20 protein-coding genes are annotated in these 21792 nt (G+C 69.9%); 6 read left to right on the top strand and 14 right to left on the bottom strand.

Translation table 11 applies throughout. The features are described 5' to 3' along the window. Positions 1–28 precede the first annotated feature (28 nt). Both HCR68_RS08300 and HCR68_RS08295 read left to right on the top strand, forming a co-directional pair. Positions 29–1396 (top strand): serpin family protein, encoded by a 1368-nt coding sequence (locus HCR68_RS08300; RefSeq protein ID WP_167148507.1) that lies wholly within the window; start codon positions 29–31, stop codon positions 1394–1396. A 166-nt stretch (positions 1397–1562) separates the two neighbouring features. Further along, positions 1563–2009 (top strand): GNAT family N-acetyltransferase, encoded by a 447-nt coding sequence (locus tag HCR68_RS08295; RefSeq protein WP_167148506.1) that lies wholly within the window; start codon positions 1563–1565, stop codon positions 2007–2009. 73 nt (positions 2010–2082) lie between these two features. Here HCR68_RS08295 and HCR68_RS08290 read toward each other — a convergent pair whose 3' ends face one another. The 10 genes from HCR68_RS08290 to HCR68_RS08245 all read right to left on the bottom strand — a co-directional run bounded on the left by HCR68_RS08290 (position 2083) and on the right by HCR68_RS08245 (position 12006). Then, positions 2083–2886, bottom strand: coding sequence for an HAD family hydrolase (locus tag HCR68_RS08290; RefSeq protein WP_243859008.1), 804 nt, complete (start codon positions 2884–2886; stop codon positions 2083–2085). A gap of 97 nt (positions 2887–2983) precedes the next feature. After that, complete coding sequence (locus HCR68_RS08285) at positions 2984–3868, bottom strand: HAD-IIB family hydrolase (protein ID WP_167148502.1); 885 nt, start codon at positions 3866–3868, stop codon at positions 2984–2986. Between the two features lie 80 nt (positions 3869–3948). After that, entirely contained in the window at positions 3949–4590 is a 642-nt protein-coding gene (locus tag HCR68_RS08280; RefSeq protein ID WP_167148500.1) for a hypothetical protein, read from the bottom strand. After that, positions 4587–5366 (bottom strand): HAD family hydrolase, encoded by a 780-nt coding sequence (locus HCR68_RS08275; protein WP_167148498.1) that lies wholly within the window; start codon positions 5364–5366, stop codon positions 4587–4589. The genes HCR68_RS08280 and HCR68_RS08275 overlap by 4 nt, the downstream gene beginning before the upstream one ends. A gap of 261 nt (positions 5367–5627) precedes the next feature. Beyond that, positions 5628–6485 carry a PTS mannose transporter subunit IID gene (manZ, locus tag HCR68_RS08270; RefSeq protein WP_167148496.1) on the bottom strand — a complete coding sequence of 286 codons (858 nt, stop codon included), beginning with the start codon at positions 6483–6485 and terminating at the stop codon, positions 5628–5630. Between the two features lie 18 nt (positions 6486–6503). Beyond that, a complete protein-coding gene (locus tag HCR68_RS08265) occupies positions 6504–7436 on the bottom strand; it encodes a PTS mannose/fructose/sorbose transporter subunit IIC (protein ID WP_167148494.1) in 933 nt (310 codons plus the stop codon). Positions 7437–7586: 150 nt separating this feature from the next. Beyond that, positions 7587–8078 carry a PTS sugar transporter subunit IIB gene (locus HCR68_RS08260; RefSeq protein WP_167148492.1) on the bottom strand — a complete coding sequence of 164 codons (492 nt, stop codon included), beginning with the start codon at positions 8076–8078 and terminating at the stop codon, positions 7587–7589. Then, positions 8078–8518, bottom strand: coding sequence for a PTS sugar transporter subunit IIA (locus HCR68_RS08255; RefSeq protein WP_167148490.1), 441 nt, complete (start codon positions 8516–8518; stop codon positions 8078–8080). Before HCR68_RS08255 ends, HCR68_RS08260 begins: the two co-directional genes overlap by 1 nt. 262 nt (positions 8519–8780) lie before the next feature. Then, complete coding sequence (locus HCR68_RS08250; RefSeq protein ID WP_208320541.1) at positions 8781–11045, bottom strand: NAD(+) synthase; 2265 nt, start codon at positions 11043–11045, stop codon at positions 8781–8783. Positions 11046–11706: 661 nt separating this feature from the next. Further along, positions 11707–12006 (bottom strand): PspC domain-containing protein, encoded by a 300-nt coding sequence (locus tag HCR68_RS08245; protein ID WP_167148488.1) that lies wholly within the window; start codon positions 12004–12006, stop codon positions 11707–11709. Between the two features lie 352 nt (positions 12007–12358). Here HCR68_RS08245 and HCR68_RS08240 point away from each other — a divergent pair, with 352 nt between their 5' ends. Then, on the top strand, positions 12359–15106 hold the full coding sequence (locus tag HCR68_RS08240) for a GH32 C-terminal domain-containing protein (protein WP_167148486.1): 2748 nt from the start codon (positions 12359–12361) through the stop codon (positions 15104–15106). A 188-nt stretch (positions 15107–15294) separates the two neighbouring features. Here the strand turns inward: HCR68_RS08240 and HCR68_RS08235 are convergent, their stop codons facing one another. Both HCR68_RS08235 and HCR68_RS08230 read right to left on the bottom strand, forming a co-directional pair. Beyond that, positions 15295–16254 (bottom strand): hypothetical protein, encoded by a 960-nt coding sequence (locus HCR68_RS08235; protein WP_243859007.1) that lies wholly within the window; start codon positions 16252–16254, stop codon positions 15295–15297. 330 nt (positions 16255–16584) lie between these two features. Then, complete coding sequence (locus tag HCR68_RS08230) at positions 16585–17595, bottom strand: LacI family DNA-binding transcriptional regulator (RefSeq protein ID WP_167148485.1); 1011 nt, start codon at positions 17593–17595, stop codon at positions 16585–16587. A 208-nt stretch (positions 17596–17803) separates the two neighbouring features. Between HCR68_RS08230 and HCR68_RS08225 the strand changes: the two genes are divergently transcribed. Beyond that, positions 17804–18484, top strand: coding sequence for an HAD family phosphatase (locus tag HCR68_RS08225; RefSeq protein ID WP_167148483.1), 681 nt, complete (start codon positions 17804–17806; stop codon positions 18482–18484). A gap of 187 nt (positions 18485–18671) precedes the next feature. Here HCR68_RS08225 and HCR68_RS08220 read toward each other — a convergent pair whose 3' ends face one another. Beyond that, a complete protein-coding gene (locus HCR68_RS08220; RefSeq protein ID WP_243859006.1) occupies positions 18672–19478 on the bottom strand; it encodes a TetR/AcrR family transcriptional regulator in 807 nt (268 codons plus the stop codon). A 389-nt stretch (positions 19479–19867) separates the two neighbouring features. Further along, positions 19868–20158 carry a hypothetical protein gene (locus tag HCR68_RS08215; RefSeq protein WP_167148481.1) on the bottom strand — a complete coding sequence of 97 codons (291 nt, stop codon included), beginning with the start codon at positions 20156–20158 and terminating at the stop codon, positions 19868–19870. 328 nt (positions 20159–20486) lie between these two features. Here HCR68_RS08215 and HCR68_RS08210 point away from each other — a divergent pair, with 328 nt between their 5' ends. Further along, positions 20487–21077, top strand: coding sequence for a hypothetical protein (locus HCR68_RS08210; protein WP_167148479.1), 591 nt, complete (start codon positions 20487–20489; stop codon positions 21075–21077). Next, complete coding sequence (locus HCR68_RS08205; RefSeq protein WP_167148477.1) at positions 21074–21703, top strand: RES family NAD+ phosphorylase; 630 nt, start codon at positions 21074–21076, stop codon at positions 21701–21703. The genes HCR68_RS08210 and HCR68_RS08205 overlap by 4 nt, the downstream gene beginning before the upstream one ends. The last annotated feature ends 89 nt before the right edge of the window (positions 21704–21792 follow it).

Below are 21792 nucleotides of genomic sequence, written 5' to 3'. Positions count from 1 at the left end.
GCTCCGAGGCCCTTCCTACCCTGGCCTCATGACTCCGCCCGACCACATGCCCGGCGCCGACCGCCTCGACCCATCCCGCCGCCGACTGCTGGCGCTGGCCGTCCTGGCCCCAGCCGCCGCGGCACTGCTGGGCGCGTGCTCATCGGCCTCAGGGAAGACACTGACCTCCAAGACCGCCCGTGAGACGGTCCCCACCTCCGAGGTCGCCTCGCAGGTGGCCAGCGCGGCCGCCGCCTGCGACCGGCTCGGCGGTCGGCTTCTGTCCCACTACCTCAAGGCGGACTCCGCGACGACGGCGATGGCCTCCCCAGTCAGCCTCGCCCTCGTCATGGCGATCCTGGCCGACGGCGCCACGGATGCCGCCGCGCAGGGCTACGACGCGCTCCTGGGGCTCTCAGGAGTGGAGCGGGACCGCGCCTGGTCGGCCATCCAGAGCTCCCTGAACCGCTACGACGGCGATCTCAAGGGCTTCGACCCGGACCAGATCCCGGACAAGCCCCTCGTCCACCTGGCCAACCACGTCCTGATCGCCGATGAGAAGGACCTTGAGGTCAAGCAGTCCTACCTCGACGAGGTACTGCGCTGGTTCTCCGTCGAGATCGAGCAGATCGACGTGGCCTCGATGATGAAGAACCTCGACGCCTGGGCCTCTCGCAACACGGCCGGCCTCATCCCGCGAAGCGGCCTGACCATCACGAAGAACACCCGCCTGGTGGTGCAGAACGCCCTGCTCTTCGCGGCCCAGTGGGACTCCCCCTTCAAGGCCGAGGACACCTCGCAGGAGGACTTCACGCTCGCCGACGGCAAGACCGTCAGGGCCGACCTCATGCACGACACGCGCTCCATCCCCTACGCCACCGGCCAGGGCTGGGCAGCGGTGCGCCTGGCCTACGCCAGCGGCCAGGACAACCCGGACGGGTCCCGCAAGGACTCCCAGCTCGCCCTCGACGTCGTCCTGCCCGACGCCGGAACCCCGCCGGCCGCCATGGAGGCCGGGACGTGGTCCGCGGCGTCGGCCGCCCTGGACTCCGCCGACGCCCGCGAGGTGAGGCTGGCCCTGCCCAAGCTGGATCTCACCTCCGAGCCCAAGCAGCTCCTCGACCTCCTCAAGGAGGAGGGCCTCGACCCGGAGGGCCTGGACAAGATCGCCCCCAACCTGGCGCTGGCCCAGGTGGTCCAGCAGGTGCGCCTCATCCTGGACGAGGAGGGCACGGTGGCGGCCGCCCTGACCGAGGGTGAGGTTGCGGTCATGGCGGCACCGGAGCCGGACAGGCCGGTCGAGCTCACGGTGGACCATCCCTACGTGCTGCGGCTGCGGGACCTGACCAGCGGCACCGCACTGGTGGAGGCCGCCGTCATGGATCCCACCGTCAAGACGATCGGTGCCTCGGCCTGACGGCGTCACTCGGCCCGCGCGAGAATCTCCCGGTCGGTGGGGCCGCCTCGCCGCCCGCGGCACCCCGAGGCGGTAGGCTCCGGGGCTGACAGGGAGCCGTTGCGGGAGCACCCGTCTCGGCACGCCACCTCTTCCAACCAGCTTCCAACCAGCAGGAGAACTCCTCATGACCGTCGAACTCGTCACCGCCTCCAACCCGGAGATCGTCGAGGCCATGGAACGCCTCATCCCGCAGCTCTCCCGCAGTGCCCCGGCGCTGACCGCGGAGCAGTGCGAGGCCTTCATCGCCCAGGAGGGGGTCTTCCTCTTCGTCTTCCGTCCCGAGGCCGACGCCGGCCGGAGCGCCCCGATCCTGGGCATGCTCACGCTGGCGACCTTCACGATCCCCACGGGACTGCGCGCCTGGGTCGAGGACGTCGTCGTCGATGGCGAGGCCCGCGGCCAGGGCGCCGGCCAGGCCCTCGTGGAGGCCGCCGTCGAGTACGCCGGCAAGATGGGGGCTCGCACCGTGGACCTCACCTCGCGCCCCTCGCGCGAGGCGGCCAACCGCCTCTACCGCCGTGCCGGCTTCGAGCTGCGGGAGACCAACGTCTACCGCTACGCCCAGGCCTGAGCACTGCCGCACACGTTCTCAGAGTCCGCCCTTCTCCCCGCCGGGAGGAGGGCGGACGCGTCTCGTGGGGCCTTCAGGCCATGAGGACATCGACGAAGGCGGCCACGCTCGGGGTGGTGCGCCCACCGGCGGCCGCGACGACGTCGGCCGGGGCCCCGGCGATCGCGCAGGGGATGTCGGCATGGGCGAACATGGAGATGTCGTTCCACGAGTCGCCCACCGCGGCCACCTCACTGACCTCCTGGCCCTGGGAGGAGAGGAGCTCGGCAAGGCGCCCCAGTCCCGTCCCCTTGGACTCGCCCGCGGCCGTGACGTCGACGAAGCCGGTCGAGCGGGTGCAGCAGATGCCGTCAACCATCTCCTCCAGCGCCCGGACCAGCGCCTCGGCGGCCCGAGGGTCGGGCACGTGCAGCGGCATCGAGGTGACCCCCAGGCCCGCGACCTGGGACAGGGGCGCCGCGGTGAAGCGGTCGGCGGGGGTGCGCTGATCGGTGGACAGTCCGATCGGGTCGTCCAGGACGTAGTCGCGCTCCAGGGTCGAGGCGAAGACGGAGACGGGCTCGTCGCTGACGGCGCCGACCGCCCGGGTCACCGCCCGCACCTGGTCGGCCTCCAGCATGCGCGTGCGACGGACCCGCCCGGCGGCGTCGATGACGGTGGTTCCCGTGGCGCACACGGCGTAGTCGTAGCCCAGCCCGATGCTCGTCGAAGCCCGGGCCACCTCGAGGGCGTGCTGGACCAGTTGCACCGAGCGGCCCGTGGCCAGGACCAGGAGGTTGCCGGCCTCGCGCCAACGCACCAGTGCCTCGGCGTCGGCCTGCCCGACGGCGTGGTGGAAGACGAGGGTGCCGTCAAGGTCCGTGGCGAGCAGGCGCATGGCGGCGAGCATAGCGCGCAGTCAGCGGCACACCTCATATCGACAGAATCTTCACAGAAGACACGGCTCCGCGTCGCGTATGAAGATTCTGTTGATTCTAGGCAGTCGGACGGCCCATGAGGGAGTCGATGAGGTCGGCCAGGCTGGAGACGGTGCCGTCGCATTGGGCCACCACCTCCGGCGGGGACCAGGGCAGGGCGTAGGCGTGGTCGGCGGCCCGGTGCATGGAGATGTCGTTCCAGGAGTCCCCGATGGACCAGGTCTCGATGGGTTCGACCGGCTCTGTGGGGACCGTGGCCGAGTCCGCTGACCCTGCGCTGTCGGTGGAGTTCGCGGAGTCGACGGAACCTGTGGAGTCGGCACCATCGGCGGCGGGCGGCTCGCTGAGGCTCGCCACCAGCCGCCTGAGGCCCTCGCCCTTGGAGGCCGCGGCGGGAACGACGTCGATGAAGTCCTGGTTGCGGAAGCCGACCGCCTGCCCGTCCCAGCGCCGGCGCAGGTAGGTCTCGGTGCGGGAGGCCATCTCCGCATCGGTGAAGCGCAGTGGCACGCCGATGATCTCGCGCCCCTCCAGGTCGCGTCGGGTGGCCGGTCGGAAGAGGGTGAGCAGCTCGGATCCGGTGCCGATCGTGTCGTAGACGAGCAGGTCCTCGTCCAGCCCGGTGGTGAACACGGTGACACCCGGGGCCCCCTCAACGAAGTCGAGGATGTCCTCGACGACGCCGGGGGGCAGGGCCGTCGAGTGACGCACCCTGATGTCCTCGTCCACGATGGCGGCCCCCGTGTAGAGGATCGCGTTGTCGAACTCCAGGCCCATGGGCACCACCACGTGCTCCAGCGCCGAGACCGACCTGCCGGTATTGATGACCAGGAGGTTGCCGGCCTCGCGCCAGCGGGCCATGGCCTCGCGGTCGCGCAGCGGGATCGTCCCGTTGAAGACGATGGTGCCGTCCAGGTCGGTGGAGATGAGCCTGCGTGGCATGGGAGTCCTTTCCGTCCAGGTCCTGCGGCTCCTCAGCCGTCTCGCAATGGTCTGGGAGCCGTCCGGAGCCTTCAGAGGTCTTATTCTCCGCGACCGTTATCGGATGCGTCAGCGGACTCATCGGACTTCTCGCCGGCCTCCGGGACGGTGTCCTCCTCGAAGTCCCCGTCGAGGTCCCCCTCAACCTGCCGGGCGGTGCCGTCGCGACGGGCCTTCTTCTCCGCCCTACGGGCCTTCTTGGCCTGCTTCCTGTCCTCGCGCTCCTGGCGCTCGCGGGCCCACTGGGCGTAGCCCTCCAGGAGCGTGCGCGAGTCGGGGGTGAGGATCTTGTTGTCCTCCAGCAGGCCCTCGGCACGCAGGGTCATGAACTGCAGGTACTCGGGGTTGCGGGTGAGCCCGTACTGTTTCTTGGCCTCCTCCAGGTCGGAGACGTCGCGTCGCACCTGGCGCTCGATCATGGCCCGGCCGCCCATGAGGAAGATGGCCACGACGAGAGCCAGGATCGAGCCGATCCCCCGGGTCAAGGGGTAGAGGATGCAGGCGATGACCATGAGCCAGGTGACGTACTTGCTCATGGAGTGGGTGTAGCCGCGCCAGCGGCCGTCCTCCCCGGTGGCCCAGGTGCGGATCTTGGCGCGTCCATCCGGGTCGCCGCCGTTGAACCAGTCGCGCATCCGGGAGCCCAGCGACTTGTTGCTGTTCGTCTTGCTGTTCTCGCTCATGCGTGGTCGCCTTCCAGGATCGTGGTGATGAGCTCGGCCATGGAGCCCACGGTCGTCTCGCACACGGCCGTCACCTCCGGCGGGGACCAGGGCAGGGCGACGGCGTGGTCGGCGACGGCGTGCATGTCCAGATCGTTCCAGGAGTCGCCGATGGTCCACACCTCGACGTCCCTCCCGGCCAGGGGGCCGTCCAGGAGGGCTCGCAGGCCCTCGCCCTTGGTGGCCCCGGCGGGCACAAAGTCGAGGAAGTCCTGGTTGCGGTGGCAGTCCAGAACGCCGTCCCAGCGCTCGGAGAGCTCGTGGTGGAGGCGATCACGCAGGGCGGCGTCGGTGACGCGCAGGGGCACACCGATGAAGCGGTGGGTGTCCATCTCCTCCAGGGTCAGCTGCTCGAAGACCGCCAGGATGGAGGAGATCTCGTCGTTGTTGTCCGCCAGGATGTAGTCGGTCTCGATGGTGGTGGCGTAGGTGGTCACGCCCGGCAGGTCGACGGTGCGGGTGGCCACGTCCCGGGCGACGCCGTCGGGCAGGTACCGGGCGGAGAGCACCCGGTAGCCGCCGTCGACGAGGACCGCCCCGGTGAAGACGATGCCGTAGTCGAAGTCGACGCCCAGGGGCTCAAGGACGTCGCGGATGGCGAAGGCGGACTTGCCGGTGTCGACGGCCAGGAGGTTGCCCTCGGCCCGCCAACGGGCCATGGCCGCGCGGTCGGCCGGGGAGACGGAGCGGTCGAAGACGATGGTGGCGTCCAGGTCGGTGACGAGGAGTCGGGTCACACTGGTTCCTTGCTGCAGAAGGGGTGCTGGGAGCGGGAACATGGCAGTCGGGATGATTCTCCAGGAAGTCGGGAGACGACGTCGGAGGGCGGGGGCGGAGCGCCGACCGAGCATCCACAGAGCGCTGACGGGGCAATGGCGGGGTGTCGGTGGAGTCCGTGCGGAGCCTTGAGCATTCTACCGAGCGCGCGGAACGGGGAGGGCACCGGAGGTGAGTCGCCGGTGCCCTCCCCGCTCACAGACGGGTGGTGGATGCAGCCGTCAGACTCCCAGGAAGCCGGTCCAGCGCCCCAGGATGCCGATGGCGAACATGCCCAGGATGATCCACAGGGCGTTGACCTTCTTGTTGAGCAGCCACATGCACAGGAAGGTGAGCCCCAGTGCCGCCAGTCCGGGAAGCAGCTGGTCGAGGATGGACTGGACGGTCGTCACCTTGACGATCTGCGTGTCCGGATCAGGTACCTCTGAGACCACGGTGGGGAACTTGATGGTGGTCCACTTCGAGACCAGGGCACCCATGACGAACAGACCCATGATGGCGGCCATCTGAGTGATCTTCTTGAGCTGGCCGCCGCCGACCTCGGAAACCATCTCGGTGCCGCGCTCGTAGCCGAACTTCAGACCGTACCAGCGGGTGAGAACACGCAGAAGGTTGATACCGACGAAGAACAGCAGCGGGCCGACGATCTGGCCGGAGATAGCCAAGGATGCGCCCAGCGCCGCCAGGACGGGACGGGCGGTCCCCCAGAAGATGGGGTCGCCGACGCCGGCCAGCGGGCCCATGAGACCGACCTTGACCGAGGTGATCGTCTCCTCGGAGATCTCCTCGCCCTTGGCCTTCTGCTCCTCCATGGCGGCGGTGACGCCGAAGACGACCGAGGAGACCCAGGGCTGGGTGTTGTAGAACTCCAGGTGCCGCTTGAGGGCGGCGGCCTCGGCGGCCTTGTCACCGCGGTAGACCTTCCGAATGGCCGGCATGAGCGTGTAGCAGAAGCCCATGGCCTGCATGCGCTCGAAGTTGAAGGAGCCGAGCAGGAAGGTGGAGCGCCAGTACATCCGGCGCAGGTCACGGGTGGTGAGCATCTTCTCCGACGTGGCCGGAGCGTTCTGAGTAGTCATAAGAGTCTTCCTTCCGGCTCAGTCGAGCTCGTCGTCGAGGTCGTCGTCCAGGTCGCTGCCGGAGCCACCGCTGGCGGCGGGCGAGGCGGCGGCGGGCAGACGCACGGAGTCGTGGAACTCGGGGTTGAGCTGGACGTAGATGACGGCGAGGCAGGCACCGAGGATGCCCAGGGCCACGAGAGTGGCGCCGTTGGGGGCGAGCTCGATGACCCAGTTGGCGATGCCCTTGCTGTGGTCCTTGACCGACGCCGTGCCGCCGACGGTGGTGGCGAAGGTGGCGAAGATGAAGCCCAGGAAGAAGAAGGGCATGAGCTTGCGCGCCTTCATCATGTTGATGACCATGGCGTAGCCGACGACGACGATGAAGCCGCCGGCGATCCCCAGGCCCTCGGTGATGACCTTCGGGATCGCATCGAGGGCGTTCTTGACCGTGTCACCGGAGGCGAGGGCCGCGACGGCGGCGGTCGGGACGGCCACGCGCAGTCCCTGGAGGCCCAGGGCCGTGAAGTGCATGATGGCGATGCCCCGGTAGTTGGCCTGCTCGGCGTATCGATCCGCCTGGTGGGCGAAGAAGATGGCGATCGTTCGTACGAAGATCGTCAGGGCCTGGCCGGCGACGGCCAGGGGGACCGCCACGGTGATGGCGGCGTCGATGGCCGCCTTGGTGCTGCTGGCGTCACCCAACGAGGCGATGGCGATGACGGTCGAGACCGTGGATGCCAGCGCGGCGTCGGGAGCCATGGCGGCACCGACGTTCATCCAGCCCAGGGCGATGAGCTCCAGGGAGCCACCGACCATGATGCCGACGGTCGGGTTGCCCATGGCGATACCGGTCAGGGTGCAGGCGACGAGCGGGCGGTGGAACTGCCGCTCGTCCAGGACACTGGCCATACCCGCGACGAACGCCACGAGCGTGACCAGAATGATCTGGATCAGGTTGATGTCTTGCACGGTATGTCTCTCTCACGTGAGGGTTGACAGGACACCCCTCCTGCTCCCGCCACCGGAGGGCGCGGGATGGGAGTGTCGAGGGAGATGCGGGGAGTGGACGCGACGGGCGGCGTCGGAGGCCCACAGGACTCGGAGGCGTCCTGCGGGCCCTTAGAGCAGGCCCTTGTCCTTGAGGGCCCCCATGAGGTCGGAGCTCGCAGTGGAGGGCACCTGCTGGATGTACTGCTTGATGCCGCGCGAGTCGATCTCCTTGAAGGCCTCGACATCCTCGGGGCTGGCGTAGACGGCCTGGGAGACCTGGCTGGTGCCCTGCTTGAAGGTCATGCCGCCGACGTTGACCTGGTCGACCTCGATACCCAGGTCGAGGAGGCGGACGATGTCGGCCGGGGTCTCGACGACGATGACGGCCTTGAGGTTCTCGTACTTGGGGTTCTTGTAGACGCGCGCGGCCTTCTCGACGCCCAGCACGTGGACCTTCACCTTGCCGCCGCCGGTCTGCAGCATGAGGGTCTTGCGCAGCTCGTCGTTGGCGGCGCCGTCGGAGACGGCGAGGATGGACTCGGCTCCAAGGGATCCAGCCCAGTTGTTGGCGACCTGTCCGTGGACCAGGCGGGAATCGATACGCAGGAGCTTGACATCCATCAGAGCTCGTCTCCTTCATCGTCGGAAGTGGTGGTGGGTGCAGGGGTGAAGACCTCGGAGAGGACCTTGACGCCGTCGGTGGCGGACGTCCGGGCGGCCTCTACGAGCTCGGCGAGCCCGGCGCCGGCAAGGCGACGGGACAGGACCTCGATGACCATGGGCAGGTTGACGCCGGTGACGACGTCGGCATCGTCGCGCCCCGCTGCGAAGCGGGCCGCGGCGTTGTAAGGGCTGCCGCCGAAGAGGTCGACGAGGATGAGGTGCTCCTGACTGGAGGAGGCCTCGACTGCGGCGGCGTACTTCGCCAACAGGTCGTCGGGGCCCTCCGAGGGGTCGAAGGTGACGGCGACGACGTCGTCACTGGGGCCGACGATCATCGCAGCGGAGGCGACGAGGCCTTCAGCCAGGTGTCCGTGAGCAGCTATGACCAGGGAAGCCATGGGCGGGAACCTTTTCCATCCGGGCTGCCGCCAGGCATTCGTGAGGCCTGGGCAACAGCGACGTGTGTGACATGGCGACGATAGGGACGATCGGCGTGATCACCACCACTGAGACGGCCACCATTTTCACACATAAGCACACAAAACCAACACTGCTAACTCGCGTTAGCGTCCCGCTATATCAACTTTTTGGCGTAAATACGCGTTTTAAACACATCAATCCCAAACAGGGAATGCAGGAATCGGTTGGTTGTGTTTTACATCACGCCGTAGGACGATGGTCCTGATTCTTGTCGGTGGGTTCGCCGCTGGGCACGTTGCGCTCGAGCTCGGCCAGCCAGGCCGTCGCCGCGGCGTCGGAGGGCATGCGCCAGTCCCCGCGGGGGGACAGCGAGCCGCCGGCCACCACCTTGGGCCCGTTGGGCAGGGTGGAGCGCTTGAACTGGTTGGTGAAGAAGCGCCGGTGGAACAGCTCGAGCCAGCGGCGGATCTCGGGGAGGTCGTAGGCGACCCTCTCCGCCTGCGGCAGACCCTCGGGCCAGTCCCCGCCATCCGCGTCCGACCAGGCCCGCTGCGCCAGGAAGGCGATGCGGCTGGGGCGCGAGCCGCGGCGCAGCACGTGCCACAGGGTGAAGTCCTGCAGGGCGTAGGGCCCGATCTTGGCCTGGGTGGACTGGATGGCGCCGCCGGCCTCGGCCGGAACCAGCTCGGGACTGATCTCGGTGTCCAGGATGGACAGCAGGGTGCGCCCGACGGCGTCGTCGAACAGCTCCTCGGACACCACCCAGCGGATGAGGTGCTGGATGAGGGTCTTGGGGATGCCGGCGTTGACGCCGTAGTGGGCCATCTGGTCGCCCACCCCGAAGGTGCACCACCCCAGGGCGAGCTCGGAGAGGTCACCGGTGCCCAGCACGATCCCGCCGCGGTGGTTGGCGATGCGGAAGAGGAAGTCGGTGCGCAGACCCGCCTGGACGTTCTCGAAGGTGACGTCGTAGAGGTCGCGCTCGCTCACGCCGTCGGGAAGGACGCCGGTGCGCGCGTACTGGCCGTAGGGGTGACCCATCTCGGTGAGCATCTGGGTGGCGGTCGCCCGGATGTCGAGCTCCTCGAAGGTGCAGCCCAGGCCGACGGCGAGGTCCTCGGCGTTGCGGCGGGTGCCGGCGCTCGTGGCGAAGCCGGGCATGGTGATGGCGTGGATGTCCGAGCGCGGCCGGCCCAGGCGGTCCATGGCACGGGCGGCGACGATGAGGGCGTGGGTGGAGTCCAGGCCGCCGCTGACGCCGATGACGATCTTGGGGTTGCCGATGGCCCCCAGGCGCTGGACCAGAGCGGCCACCTGGATGTTGTAGGCCTCGTAGCAGTCCTGGGCCAGGCGGGCCGGGTCGTCGGGCACGAAGGGGAAGCGGTCCACGCGCCGGCGCAGGCCGATGTCCGTGCGGGGGGCCGCCAGGTCTGCGGCGCCGATGCGGATGCGCCGGAAGGCCGCCGGGTCGGTGAAGGTGGTGGCCTGCGCCGGGCCGCCCGCGCCGGGGGCGCTCAGGGTGCGGGCGTTGTCGGCGAAGGTTCCCTGGCGCAGGCGCTCGGCGCGCAGGCCCTCGATGTCGACGTCGACGACCGTGGCGCGCGGCCCGTCCGGGAAGCGCTCGGTGGAGCCGAGCAGCTCACCGTTCTCGTAGACGAGGGTCTGGCCGTCCCAGGCCAGGTCCGTGGAGGACTCGCCCTGCCCGGCGGCGGCGTAGACGTAGGCGGCCAGGCCCCGGGCCGACGACGAGCGCGCCAGCAGCGCGCGGTCCTCGGCCCGCCCCACGGTGATGGGCGAGCCGGAGATGTTGACCAGGACCGTCGCCCCGGTCAGGGCCGCCAGTGACGAGGGCGGGACGGGCACCCACATGTCCTCGCAGACCTCGACGTGGAAGGTCAGGCCGGGGACGTCGTCGACCTCGAACAGGAGGTTCGCCCCGAAGGGGACTCGTGCGACCGGCCCGGCGGAGGCCGTGGGGGCGGCAGGGGCCGCGTCGTCGTGGGAGCCGTCGGTGCCGCCGCGCACGCCGGGCAGCTCGATGGCCTCCACCCCGACGGGCAGGGCGTCCCCGGGGGCGAAGTGCCGCTTCTCGTAGAACTCCCGGTAGGTGGGCAGGTAGGACTTGGGGGCGACGCCGCGCACCCGTCCACCCTGGATGACCAGGGCGCAGTTGTAGAGGCGGTCGCCCAGACGCAGGGGGGCGCCGACGACGAGGGCGGGCAGGAGGTCGGCGCTGGCGGCGCGCAGGGCCTCGATGGCGGCCAGGACGTCGGACAGGAGCACGTCGGACAGGAGGAGGTCGTCGATGGCGTAGCCGGTCAGGCACAGCTCGGGGAAGGCGGCCAGGCAGACGCCGTCGTCGGACAGGGCCCGGGCCTGCTCGATGATCGCGGCGGCGTTGGCGGCCGGGTTGACCGGCACCACCGGCAGGGTGACGGCGGCGACGCGGGCGAAGCCCTGGCCGTAGGCGGAGAGGAACTCGATGTCGGTCACGGGGGTGTTCACAGGGGTGTTCACGGCGTCAGTCACGGGGTCGGTCACGGCTCGATCCTCCCATTGACCGCGGATTCCCGCGAGACCGCCGCTCTCGTGTCACCGGCGGGGACATCCTGCACGTTCGGGTGCGGTCCACCACTGGCGGGGACATCCCACGCGTACGGGGACGGGAATTCTGTCCCCGTACGCGTCACATGTCCCCGCCGAGAAGGCGACCGCACCCAGCCGCGTGGAATGTCCCCGCCGAGAAGCGGGCTGCGTCCACCACGCCACCCGTGGAACCGGGGGCGACGAGGTGGGCGCAGCCCTGTCCTCACGCATGCGCCCGAGGAACCGCCTGGAACCGGTGGCGGTCGGGACGGGCATAGGTCAGAAGAAAGCGGGTGAGGCGCAGTCGACAGGAGAGGAGCAGTGAGGAAACGGCGATCACCTTCCTTGAGACGTGGACGGCCCGACGCCGTCAGAGGGTTGTCAGCGGGTTTCAGTGGTCTTGAGTCTGGTACGGGTCATGTTGCCGCGGCGCTAAAGGCCGCCGAAAAGTCGTCGCGGTCCAGGCCTCGGCCGGCCCGGACACCCCCGAGCCGGCCTGAGTCGACTCGAGCCGACCCGAGACCGGTCCGCATGGAGCGGTGCCGGCCCAGCACCGGATCAGTACCGGATCAGTGCCGACTCAGTGCTGGGCGGGGGCGGGCTCGTCGAGCATGAGGCACCAGGCCGCGAGGTAGACCAGGAACATGGGGCCGGGCAGGAGGCAGGCCAGGATCGCCCCGACGCGCACCGCGGTGACCGGCATGCCCCAGGCCTCGGCCAGGCCCCCGCAGACGCCGCCCAGGATGCGGTGCTCGCGGGAGCGATGGGGCAGCGAGCTGCGGAAGCGACCGAACTCACCGGTGCGGTCGGAGGAGGATCCGGTCTCGCCCCCGTCACGGGCGGACTGGCTGAACTGACCGGGGTACTGCTGCTGTGTCATGTCCACAAGTCTGGCGAAGACGGTCCGCCGCCCACCATCGGGGAGCACCCTGAGAAGTCCCCGATGTTTCTCGGGATGCGCCCCTGAGCGCTTGCTCGAGCCCGGGGGGCCGCGTACTTTTGTTACTGGAGCTAACGCGCGTTAGCGGACGTGGGCGGGAAGCGGAGCGCCAGCTCCTCACTCACCGCCCCGCCGAACCGGCCTGTACCGTTCCGCCGCTCATGCGCGCCCTCGTCCAGACCCATCCACGCCGAGCCCGTTTCCCGGAGGACATGCCATGAGTCGGATCGCCCGACCGCTCAGCGCCCTGACCGCTTTCTGCCTGCTCACAGCCGGCTCTACGCTGGTCTCCATGCCCGCAGCTGCAACCAACCAGGCCCGACCGGCCCCAGCCTCCCCGGTGGCTCCGGCCGCCCCGAACGCCGACCAGGCCGGTGAGCAGTGGCGCCCGCAGACCCACTACACCCCGCAGAAGAACTGGATGAACGACCCCAACGGGCTCGTCTACTACGACGGCGAGTACCACATGTTCTACCAGTACAACCCCGAGGGCTCGGACTGGGGCAACATGTCCTGGGGCCACGCGGTCTCCAAGGACCTGGTCCACTGGGAGGAGCTGGGGGTGGCGATCCCGCACACCTCCCAGTACGGCGTGTTCTCCGGCTCAGCCGTCGTCGACACCCAGAACACCTCCGGCCTGGGCAGCCCGGACAACCCGGCCATGGTGGCGCTGTGGACGCGAGCCGACGTCGGCGGCAACCAGTCCCAGTCCCTGGCCTACTCCACTGACAAGGGCCGCACCTGGAACCTGTACAACAACGGCGACCCGGTGCTGGACATCGGCTCCAACGAGTTCCGCGACCCGAAGGTCTTCTGGGACGAGACGGCCGGCCGGTGGACCATGGTGGTCTCCCACGCCACCGAGCACCGCATCTCCTTCTACTCCTCCCCCGACCTCATCCACTGGACCGAGCAGTCCAGCTTCGGCGGTGAGGGCATCACCTCGGCGGTGTGGGAGTGCCCGGACTTCTTCCCGCTGCCGGTCGACGGCGACTCCAAGCAGGTCAAGTGGGTCCTCGTCGTCACCGTGGCCGACTCCGCCCAGTACTTCGTGGGCAGCTGGGACGGCTCCACCTTCACGCCCGAGGACATCCCCCGCTACACCGGCGAGGAGGGCACGACCCTGGCCGACTTCGAGAACGGCTACGCCGGTTGGAGGGCCGACGGCGCCGCCTTCGGCTCCGGCCCGGCCACCGGGGACCTGCCCGGCCACCAGGGCAAGGCCTACGTGGACTCCTTCGGCAGCGGCGACGCCGATACCGGCACGCTGACCTCGGACGAATTCACCGTCTCCTCGTCCTACATCAACCTGCGCACCGCCGGCGGCAAGCACCCCTACAACCCCCAGGCCACCGGGGACAACGGCGGCGGCAGGCTCCTGGCCGGCTTCGACGGCTCCTGGGACGGCTGGACCGTGGAGGGCACCGCCTTCGGGGCCACGCCCCCACAGGGCGCCACCCCGGGGCAGCAGCCGCTGATCAACCACTCCAGCGCCGGGCTGATCAACACCTACTTCGACGTCTCCACCGGGCAGGGCTCGGACGCCACCACCGGCACCGCGACCTCGCCGACCTTCACCATCGACTCCACCTACCTCAACCTCCTCATGGGCGGCGGCAACAACCCGCGTCCCGAAGGAGGCGCCGACGGGGGCGCCGGAGCGACGGTCGTCGAGCTCGTCGTCGACGGCAAGGTGGTGCGCTCGGCCACCGGCCGCAACCTGGAGGAGCTCAACTGGCAGAGCTGGGACGTCAGCGACCTCAAGGGAAAGTCCGCCCAGATCGTCGTCACTGACACGGCCACCGGCTCCTGGGGCCACATCCTGCTGGACGAGGTGCGCGCCTCGGACACGAAGGCCTCCCCCTTCGCGGACAACACCTCGGTCAGCCTCGTCGTCGACGGCAAGGTCGTCGCCTCCGCCACCGGCAACAACTCCGGGACCCTGGACTGGACGAGCATGGACGTCTCGGCCTACAAGGGCCGCAAGGCACGCCTCGTCATCGAGGACCACAACGGCAACGCCGAGGACTGGGGCCATCTCATGGTCGACCAGATCATCCAGTCCGACACGCGGGCCTTCTCCGGGGCCGAGGCCGTCCCGCGCCTGGACTACGGCAAGGACTACTACGCGGCCGTCACCTGGGACAACACCCCCGACGGCAAGCGCTACCAGGTGGGCTGGATGAGCAACTGGGCCTACGTGCGCGACCTGCCCACCACCACCTGGCGCACCGCCATGTCGACGGTGCGCGAGCTGGGGCTGACCCGGGTCGACGGCAAGCTGCTACTGACCGCCCAGCCGGTCACCGCCCTGGAGTCCCTGCGCACCGGCCAGGAGGTCTCCCGCAAGGACACCGACATCCCGGCGGGCGACACCTCGCTCGGCCAGGCCGCCCAGGGCACCTCCCTGGACATCAGCGTCGACCTGAGCCCGGGCAAGTCCTCCTTCGCCGGCCTCAAGGTCCTCGACAACGGCGAGCAGTACACGCTCGTCGGCTACGACGCCAAGGCCAAGCAGGTCGTCGTGGACCGCACCCGCTCCGGGGTCACCGACTTCTCCCCGAAGTTCCCGGACCGCTCCACCGCTCCGCTGTCGCCGGACAGTGAGGGGCAGGTCCACCTGCGCGTCGTCGTCGACGCCCACTCCGTGGAGGTCTTCGCCGCCGATGGCACCCCCGTCATCACCGAGACGGCCTACCCCAAGGAGGGCGCCACGAACGTCTCGCTCTACGCCGAGGGCGGCACCGCCCACCTGGACTCCCTGAGTCTGTGGCACCTGGGTTCCGCCGAGGACGCCGGTGGCGCGGCCGAGGGTCCGGACTCCCCCGGCCCGGGTCAGCCGGCCGTCCAGAGGCCGGCCCACGGCCAGGCCGAGGCGGCATCGGCGTCGGCGAGCCCGGCCGCGGCCGCCGCCGGTCAGAGCAAGGGGAGCGGGTTCCCGCTGGCCCGCACCGGCGTCTCCCTGACACTGGGAGTCCTGGCCACGGCGGCCACCACGACCGGCGCTTACCTGCTGCGTCTGCGCCGTCGGCAGGTATGACCGCTGCGCCCTCTAACGGCCGGGGACTTCCTGCACGGCCGGGGGCCTTTTCCTGCGGACGGGGACATTCGACGCCGTCGGGGACGGAAATTCCGCACCCGCACGCGTGGGATGTCCCCGCCCGCGTGATGGGCGCACCCGTAGACGCAGAATGTCCCCGGCCGTGAGCCGGATGGGCGGGGACGTCCTCACCATCGTGTGCCGGTGGGGTGGATGTTGTGGCGGGCGAGCTCGTGGTGCATGGCGGTGGCGTCGTGGGGCCGGGCGTCCTTCCAGAGCCAGCGGGCGACGTCGTAGCCGGCGCGGATGAGGGCGAGCTCGCGCTGTCGTTCCTCCCAGACGGTGCGTTCGGTGTCCTTGCCGAAGCTGTTCCTCGTGTACTTGACGTGGCCGTCGAACTCTCCGTCGAGCATGGCCTGGGGCCAGAAGAAGTCGAGGCGGTAGAGCTCGCCGTCGATCCGGACCTCGTGCTGGAGGTCGGGGCGGGGCAGGGTGGCCTGCCACATGCGGACGCGGGAGACGGACTCGCCGGGGGACTCGGCGCGCTCGTCGGCCAGGTGGGCGGCGGTGCGGGCGCTGCGGATGCCGCGGGCGCCGGCCGGGAGGCGGTCGACGGCGTCGGCCAGCTCGGCGTGGGTGCACAGGCGCCTGCCCAGGGCGGCGTCCATGGCGCACACGCCCTGGGTGAGCCCGCCCCACCTGGCCACATCAACAACCGTGTCGGCCACGCTCGCGGTGTGGACCCCGACATTCTCTATCAGGCCGCCCAGTCCTGGACGACGACGGCGTTGCACCATGGCCGTGTGCGAGCGGGCCTCACCGAGTCGGAGGCACTGAACGCGCCTGGGAATGCGGCCCACCAGCGGGAGCCCGAGCCACACCGCCGCCGAGGGGCCCAGCAGGACGACGTCCCCGCGGGTCTTGGCCAGTACCGCCCGGATGAGGGTCAGGTGCCTCAGCTCGGGCCTGGCCGCCTTCCATTCCTGGGAGGACACATAGGTTCCCGGGGCGATGCGGGTCAGTCCCGAGCCTGCGTACAGATGGGAGACCCCGTCCATGACCGGATCGGAGGTGAGAAGCAGGGGCAGCGTCGGAGTCTCGCTGAGTGGCTGGGCGGCGCGGACGCGCTCTGGGACGGCGGTAGTCATGGCACCAGGGTGGGGGCTGTCTGCGGGAGGCCACGACCGGCGTCGGCCCGCCCTGTGGAGGGAGCATGCACGAGGCGACCTGTGGCACCCGGCGACCCGCCACTCGCGGGGACTTCCTGCACGACCGGGGACCATTTCCTGCGGGCGGGGACATTCGACGCCGTCGGGGACGGAAATTCCGCACCCGCACGCGTGGAACGTCCCCGCCCGCACAATGGGCGCACCCGTAGGCGCGAAATGTCCCCGGCCGTGAACCGGATGGGCAGGGACACGTCGGTCGGCAGGCAGGAGGTCCGCCCCACGGGGTCAGGCGCGCGATGGGCGGCGCGCTCAGGCCGAGGACCGGCGGATGATCTGCCCCGGCAGGAGCGTCTCGGCCGGCACCTCCTCGCCGGCCATGAGGTCCAGCAGATGGGAGACCGCCACCTGCCCCATCTCCTCGAAGGGCAGGGCGACCGTGGTCAGGGCGGGATGAACCTGGTCGGCGATGAGCTCCTGGTCATCGATCCCGATGACGGCCACGTCCTCGCGCACCCGCAGGCCCTGCTCGCGGATCGCGTCGTAGGCGCCCATGGCCATGCGGTCGTTGCCGCACACCAGACCGGTCAGCCAGGGGTGGTCCGTCAGGAGGCGCGCGGCCGCGGCGTACCCGCCCCGGGTGGTGCCATGCCCGACGGCGACGCTCACGGTGCTCCAGGGGATGCCGGCCTGCTCCAGGTAGGCCTCGCATCCCGCGCGCCGGCCCGGCGCGGCCTCACCGTCATTCGGGTCCAGCTCGATGACGCCGATGTCCCGGTGGTGTCCCTCCAGGAGGGCCTGAGCGGCCAGGCGCCCCATCTGCTCCTCATCGGGGCGCACGCAGGGCAGGCCGGAGACCGGGTCGATGCAGTGGACCAGGACGGTGGGGATCTCGCGGGCCTGCGCCGGCATGCGGACCCGGCAGTTCCAGCCGGTGGCGTAGATGATGCCCTCGACCCGGGACTTCAGGAGCGTCTCGAAGGCCTCGGAGTCCATCGTCGCCTCCGTCGAGGTCGGCACAATGAACAGGGTGTAGCCGGCGCGCCGGACCGTGTCCTGGATTCCGCGGATGGTGGCGGCGCCGAAGGGGCTGGTGACGATCTCGGAGACCAGCCCGATGAGGGAGGAGCGACGCGAGGCCAGGGCGCGCGCACCACCGTGGGGACGGTAGCCGAGCTCGGCGGCCGCCTGCTGGACGCGTTCGCGCGTCTCCAGGGCGATGCGGGCACCATCGCGATTGTTGAGGACGAAGGAGACGGTGGTGCGCGAGACTCCGGCCGCCCGGGCCACATCCTCCATGGTGGGCCTGTAGGTGTCGTTCACCCAGCCTCCTCCCGGTCCCTCCGACTCCACCGCCCGCTCGCGCCCGGCCGCCCCGGCTGGATCCGGCACGTGCGCCATCAAGCGGCTTGGCGGCAGTCTGCCAGGCCGACGACGCAGCACATAACCCTGAACGCCGCCAGGCGGGTCGCCGACCGGAACCCACCCATCGCTCTGTGCTCCACGACACCTCACGGCTACGCTGACTCCCATGACGACATCCCCCGCTCCCGACTTCACGGTGCGCGCCGTCCTGTGGGACATGGACGGCACCCTCATGGACTCCCAGCCCTTCTGGGACGAGGCCTTCATCCACCACTGCCAGGCCCTGGGCGGAGACCCGCGTCCCGAGCTCGTCGCCCAGATGACGGGTGCCTCGATCCGCAAGGCCCGTGAGCTCATCGCCGCCACCGGCGCCACGGCGTCCTGGGACGATCCGGCCACGCAGGAGGCCTTCGAGGCGATCGCGCACGACGTCGAGGCCTCCGTGACCGCCGCCCCACCATTGCTGCCCGGGGCACTGCGGATCACCTCGGCGCTGTCGGAGGTGGGGCTGGCCCAGGCGATCGTCTCGGCCTCGCCGCGCAGGATCGTGGAGAAGGTGGCCTCCGCGCTCGGAGACGTCTTCACGGTCCTGGTCACCGGCGACGACGGCGTCGGCGCCAAACCCGACCCGCTGCCCTATGCCACGGCCATCGAGCGCCTCGAGCTGCGGCCCGAGGACTGCGTCGTCGTCGAGGACTCCCCGACGGGAGCGGCCTCGGCCAGGGGCAACGGGATCCACGTCGTGCAGATCGGCGCGCAGAAGCACTTCCCGGCCGACCCCGGCCTCGTCGTGGTCCCGGACCTGGCCTCGATCACCCCGCACCTGCTGCTGTGGGCGCAGCGCTGACGCGCGCCGACAAGGCGGGCGGACGGAAGACGGACAACCGCGCCCACGGCCGGTGCCGCCACACGTAGGACCGGCTCGGGAACCGCGGGGCTCCCGAGCCGGATGGGACGAGTAGGGATTCGTTGAGGACTGGGACCGAACGGCTCGGCTGAGGGGAGCAGGCCGCCTCAGCCGGCCTCAGCCGGTCTCAGGCCGCCTTGGGTCGCTGCGGGGTCTCCGGGGTCTCCTGGAAGGCCCACTGGCTGCGCAGGCAGTCGGCGTAGAGGCGGATCTCCGCCACCAGGTCGGTACCCAGGGACTCCGAGGCCGCCGTGTCAGGCGTCGTCGAGCACAGCCACTGCAGCTGGAGCCCGTCGGTGAGGGCGACCAGGCTGCGCGCCACGAGACGCGAGGGCATCTGCGGGTCCACGAGCCCGGCGGCCTTGCCGGCCTCGAAGCTGGCCTCGAATCGCTCGACGGCGCCGTTGAGGTGGTCGGCCATCCAACGGTGCGCGGGGTGCGCGGCGTCGAGGACCGAGACCGCCGTGGCGGTGTAGATCGCCGTGAGGTCGCGGTGGGCGACGTTGCGCTCAAGCAGCTCGATATAGCGGTCCAGCAGCGCCCACGGGTCGGTGTCGATATCGGCGGCGGAACCGGCGACGTCCAGGGTGTCCACGTTGCCGACGGCGTCCACGGGGGCCTCGACGGCGACGTCCTCGGCCGTCGGGGACTCCACCAGGATGCTCAGGGCGTCCTCGTGGTCACGACGCTCAAGCACCTTGGCGAAGAGCTCGTCCTTGGAGGAGAAGTGGTGCAGCAGCCCGGCCTTGGAAATGTCTGCTGCGTTGGCGATGTCGGCCAGGGAGGTGCCGGCATACCCGTGCTCTCCGAAGAGAACCACGGCTTCGTTGAGGATGCGTGCTCGCTTGTCCTCACTGCCCGCTCGGGGGCGCCCGGGTCCGCGCCGCCTAGCCGGGGCAGCTGGAGGCGGAGTCGGGGTACTGACAGTGTTCATGGCCGAATCATGGCACCTTCCAGTAAGGGAATTGCAAGGCAGAATGGCGCTCATCGGAATAATCCGCTCAAGTGTGACCTCCACGTGCCCTCCCCGTGACGTGGGTGACGACTTGATCTCTGTTTTCACACAATTAACCGGCCCCTACCAGCGTAGAGATCTCCGACCGCGCGGTCTGTTGCAACGACTGGGATCCACCCCCACCCGCATGCCCACCCACCACCCAGATGATCTTATGAGAATACGCAGGTTCGCATGGCACGGCCATCCGGGTCACGGTTTCGTAACACTTACGGAAATCTTGTTTCCGGTTCAAATACATGCGGTGGTCCGTCTCGTGCCGACATGAGACGGACCACCGTCGGCACTGCCGAGACCGCGTCGCCACGTCAGGAGACGGTGACGCCGCCCGAGGTCGGCCCGCTGGCCGCTCCGCCGTTGACGGTCCTCACCGCGACGGAGGAGGACTCCGAGCCGGCGGCTCCTGCGGAGGAGTCGGCGGCGCTCGCCGCCTCGGAGATGCTGCAGGCCGCAATGAGTCCGGCGGTTTCCAGGCCGAAGCCGGCCATCAGGAGGCTGCGGCGTCTCATGGCGAAGGAGACTCCCGGGTCGCAGCTGCGCAGCGCGACGTCTCCGGAGGTGACGGACTGGGCGGGGTTGATCGGTGTGGACAGGGTCATGGTGCATCTCCTCGGATCAGCAGGGTCGGCACGGCGGACGGTGCGGTGGGGCTCTACCGCTGCGCCGACGGTCGTCCTTGTCGTTCATCCTTGTTGCCGGGATCGCCCAGGGTCGCCCGGGCTCCGTGCCTCCACTCTTGGGCGCCGGCCTGTCAGCCCGGCAGCACTCCCCCATGACCGCACTGTGAGTCCGGTGGCCCCGGACGACAAGGACGACGACCTCATGTTCCGCTTCGAGAAGCGGCTTGCGCCCAGGACCGACTGAGAAGCACCCCGAAACGCATTACGAATGCATGTACATGCGAACTCGATGCATTACACTCATGCCATGACTGCGCTCGCCGGACTGCTCGATGACCTCGACCTCAGCGACCAGGAGCTTGCTGATGCGATGCGCGACGCCGCCGCCCGCACGTCACACGACGGCGTCGCCCCCCTGACAGCCGACATGGCCGACTTCCTGACCCGGACCACTCCCCGCGGACGGACCAAGGCCACAGCCCGCGAGGTTGAGCGGATCCTGTCGGACCGTGCGTACGCCGAACAGGTCACTGCCCAGCATGAGGCCGTTCGGGCCGCCTGCGACCTGGCGCGGTCCCTGAGCACGCGCCAGGTCGCCACCCTGCTCGGCCGCGCGACGACGACGATCACCCGCGCGGCCGGACGCTCCCTCTACGCCTATCCCGAGGGTCGATCACTGAGGTTTCCGACGTGGCAGTTCCACGACGGTCACCCGCTCCCGGGACTGGCAACGGTCCTACCGGCCCTGAGGGAGGGGCTGACACCGGCGACCGTCGAGGCCCGGATGACGACGGCGGACCCCGAGCTGCTCGACGGGATGGCCCCCAGGCAGTGGCTGATCGCCGGCGGAGACCCGGCGGAGGTCGTTCAGCGGCTCTCCGACGCGGACCACCGGTGAGCCCCCGCCCGAAGAATCCTCCGCGGCCGCCGTCGGCGTTCCAGACCCGCCCGGAGGACGTACTGACCGTGGAGCGCGCCGAGCTCGCCCGCATCGCCTTCGCGGCCAGCAGCTTCCCCCTGCCCTGGGGAGAGATGAGGACCTGGGGGCCGCACCCGCGGTGTCGCTGGGACCCGCACCCTCCGCCGTCGGGAGAGCACCCCGACTGCGGCGTCCTGTACACCGCCGGCGACCTGCTCACCTGCGTGGCAGAGGTCTTCGCCGACACCCGCCTCATCGACACGCGCAGCGACATGCCCCTCCTGCAGGTGTGGGAGGCGACGCGCCCGCTGCGCCTGCTCGACCTCACCAGCACCTGGGCCCTGCGCAACGGAGCCTCAGTCAGTCTCGACAGCGCTCCCCGGTCGACGTGTCGCGCCTGGGCCCGGGCCATCAGGGATCAGCTGCCCGACGTCGACGGCCTGCGCACCCGCTCCACGATGACCGGGCAGGACATGACGGTGCTGTTCTCCCCTGCGCAGGACAGCCTGCCGACACTGCCCCGGGACACGGCTCCGCTGGCCGACGCCACGCTCTACGCCCTGCTGACCGCCCTGGCCCCCGAGATCGGTTACGAGATCATCTAGACCGGCATCCGGCTGCGGACGACCTTTGTCTTGGTAAATCAACCGAAAGTCGTTCCGGAGAGCCGTTTGCGCACTCGGAGGCCGCATGT

It is taken from the genome of Actinomyces sp. ZJ308 (assembly GCF_011752065.1).
Lineage (GTDB): Bacteria > Actinomycetota > Actinomycetes > Actinomycetales > Actinomycetaceae > Actinomyces.
The sequence above is the reverse complement of the archived record's forward strand: the minus strand, read 5'-3'. Positions and strand labels throughout refer to the sequence as shown.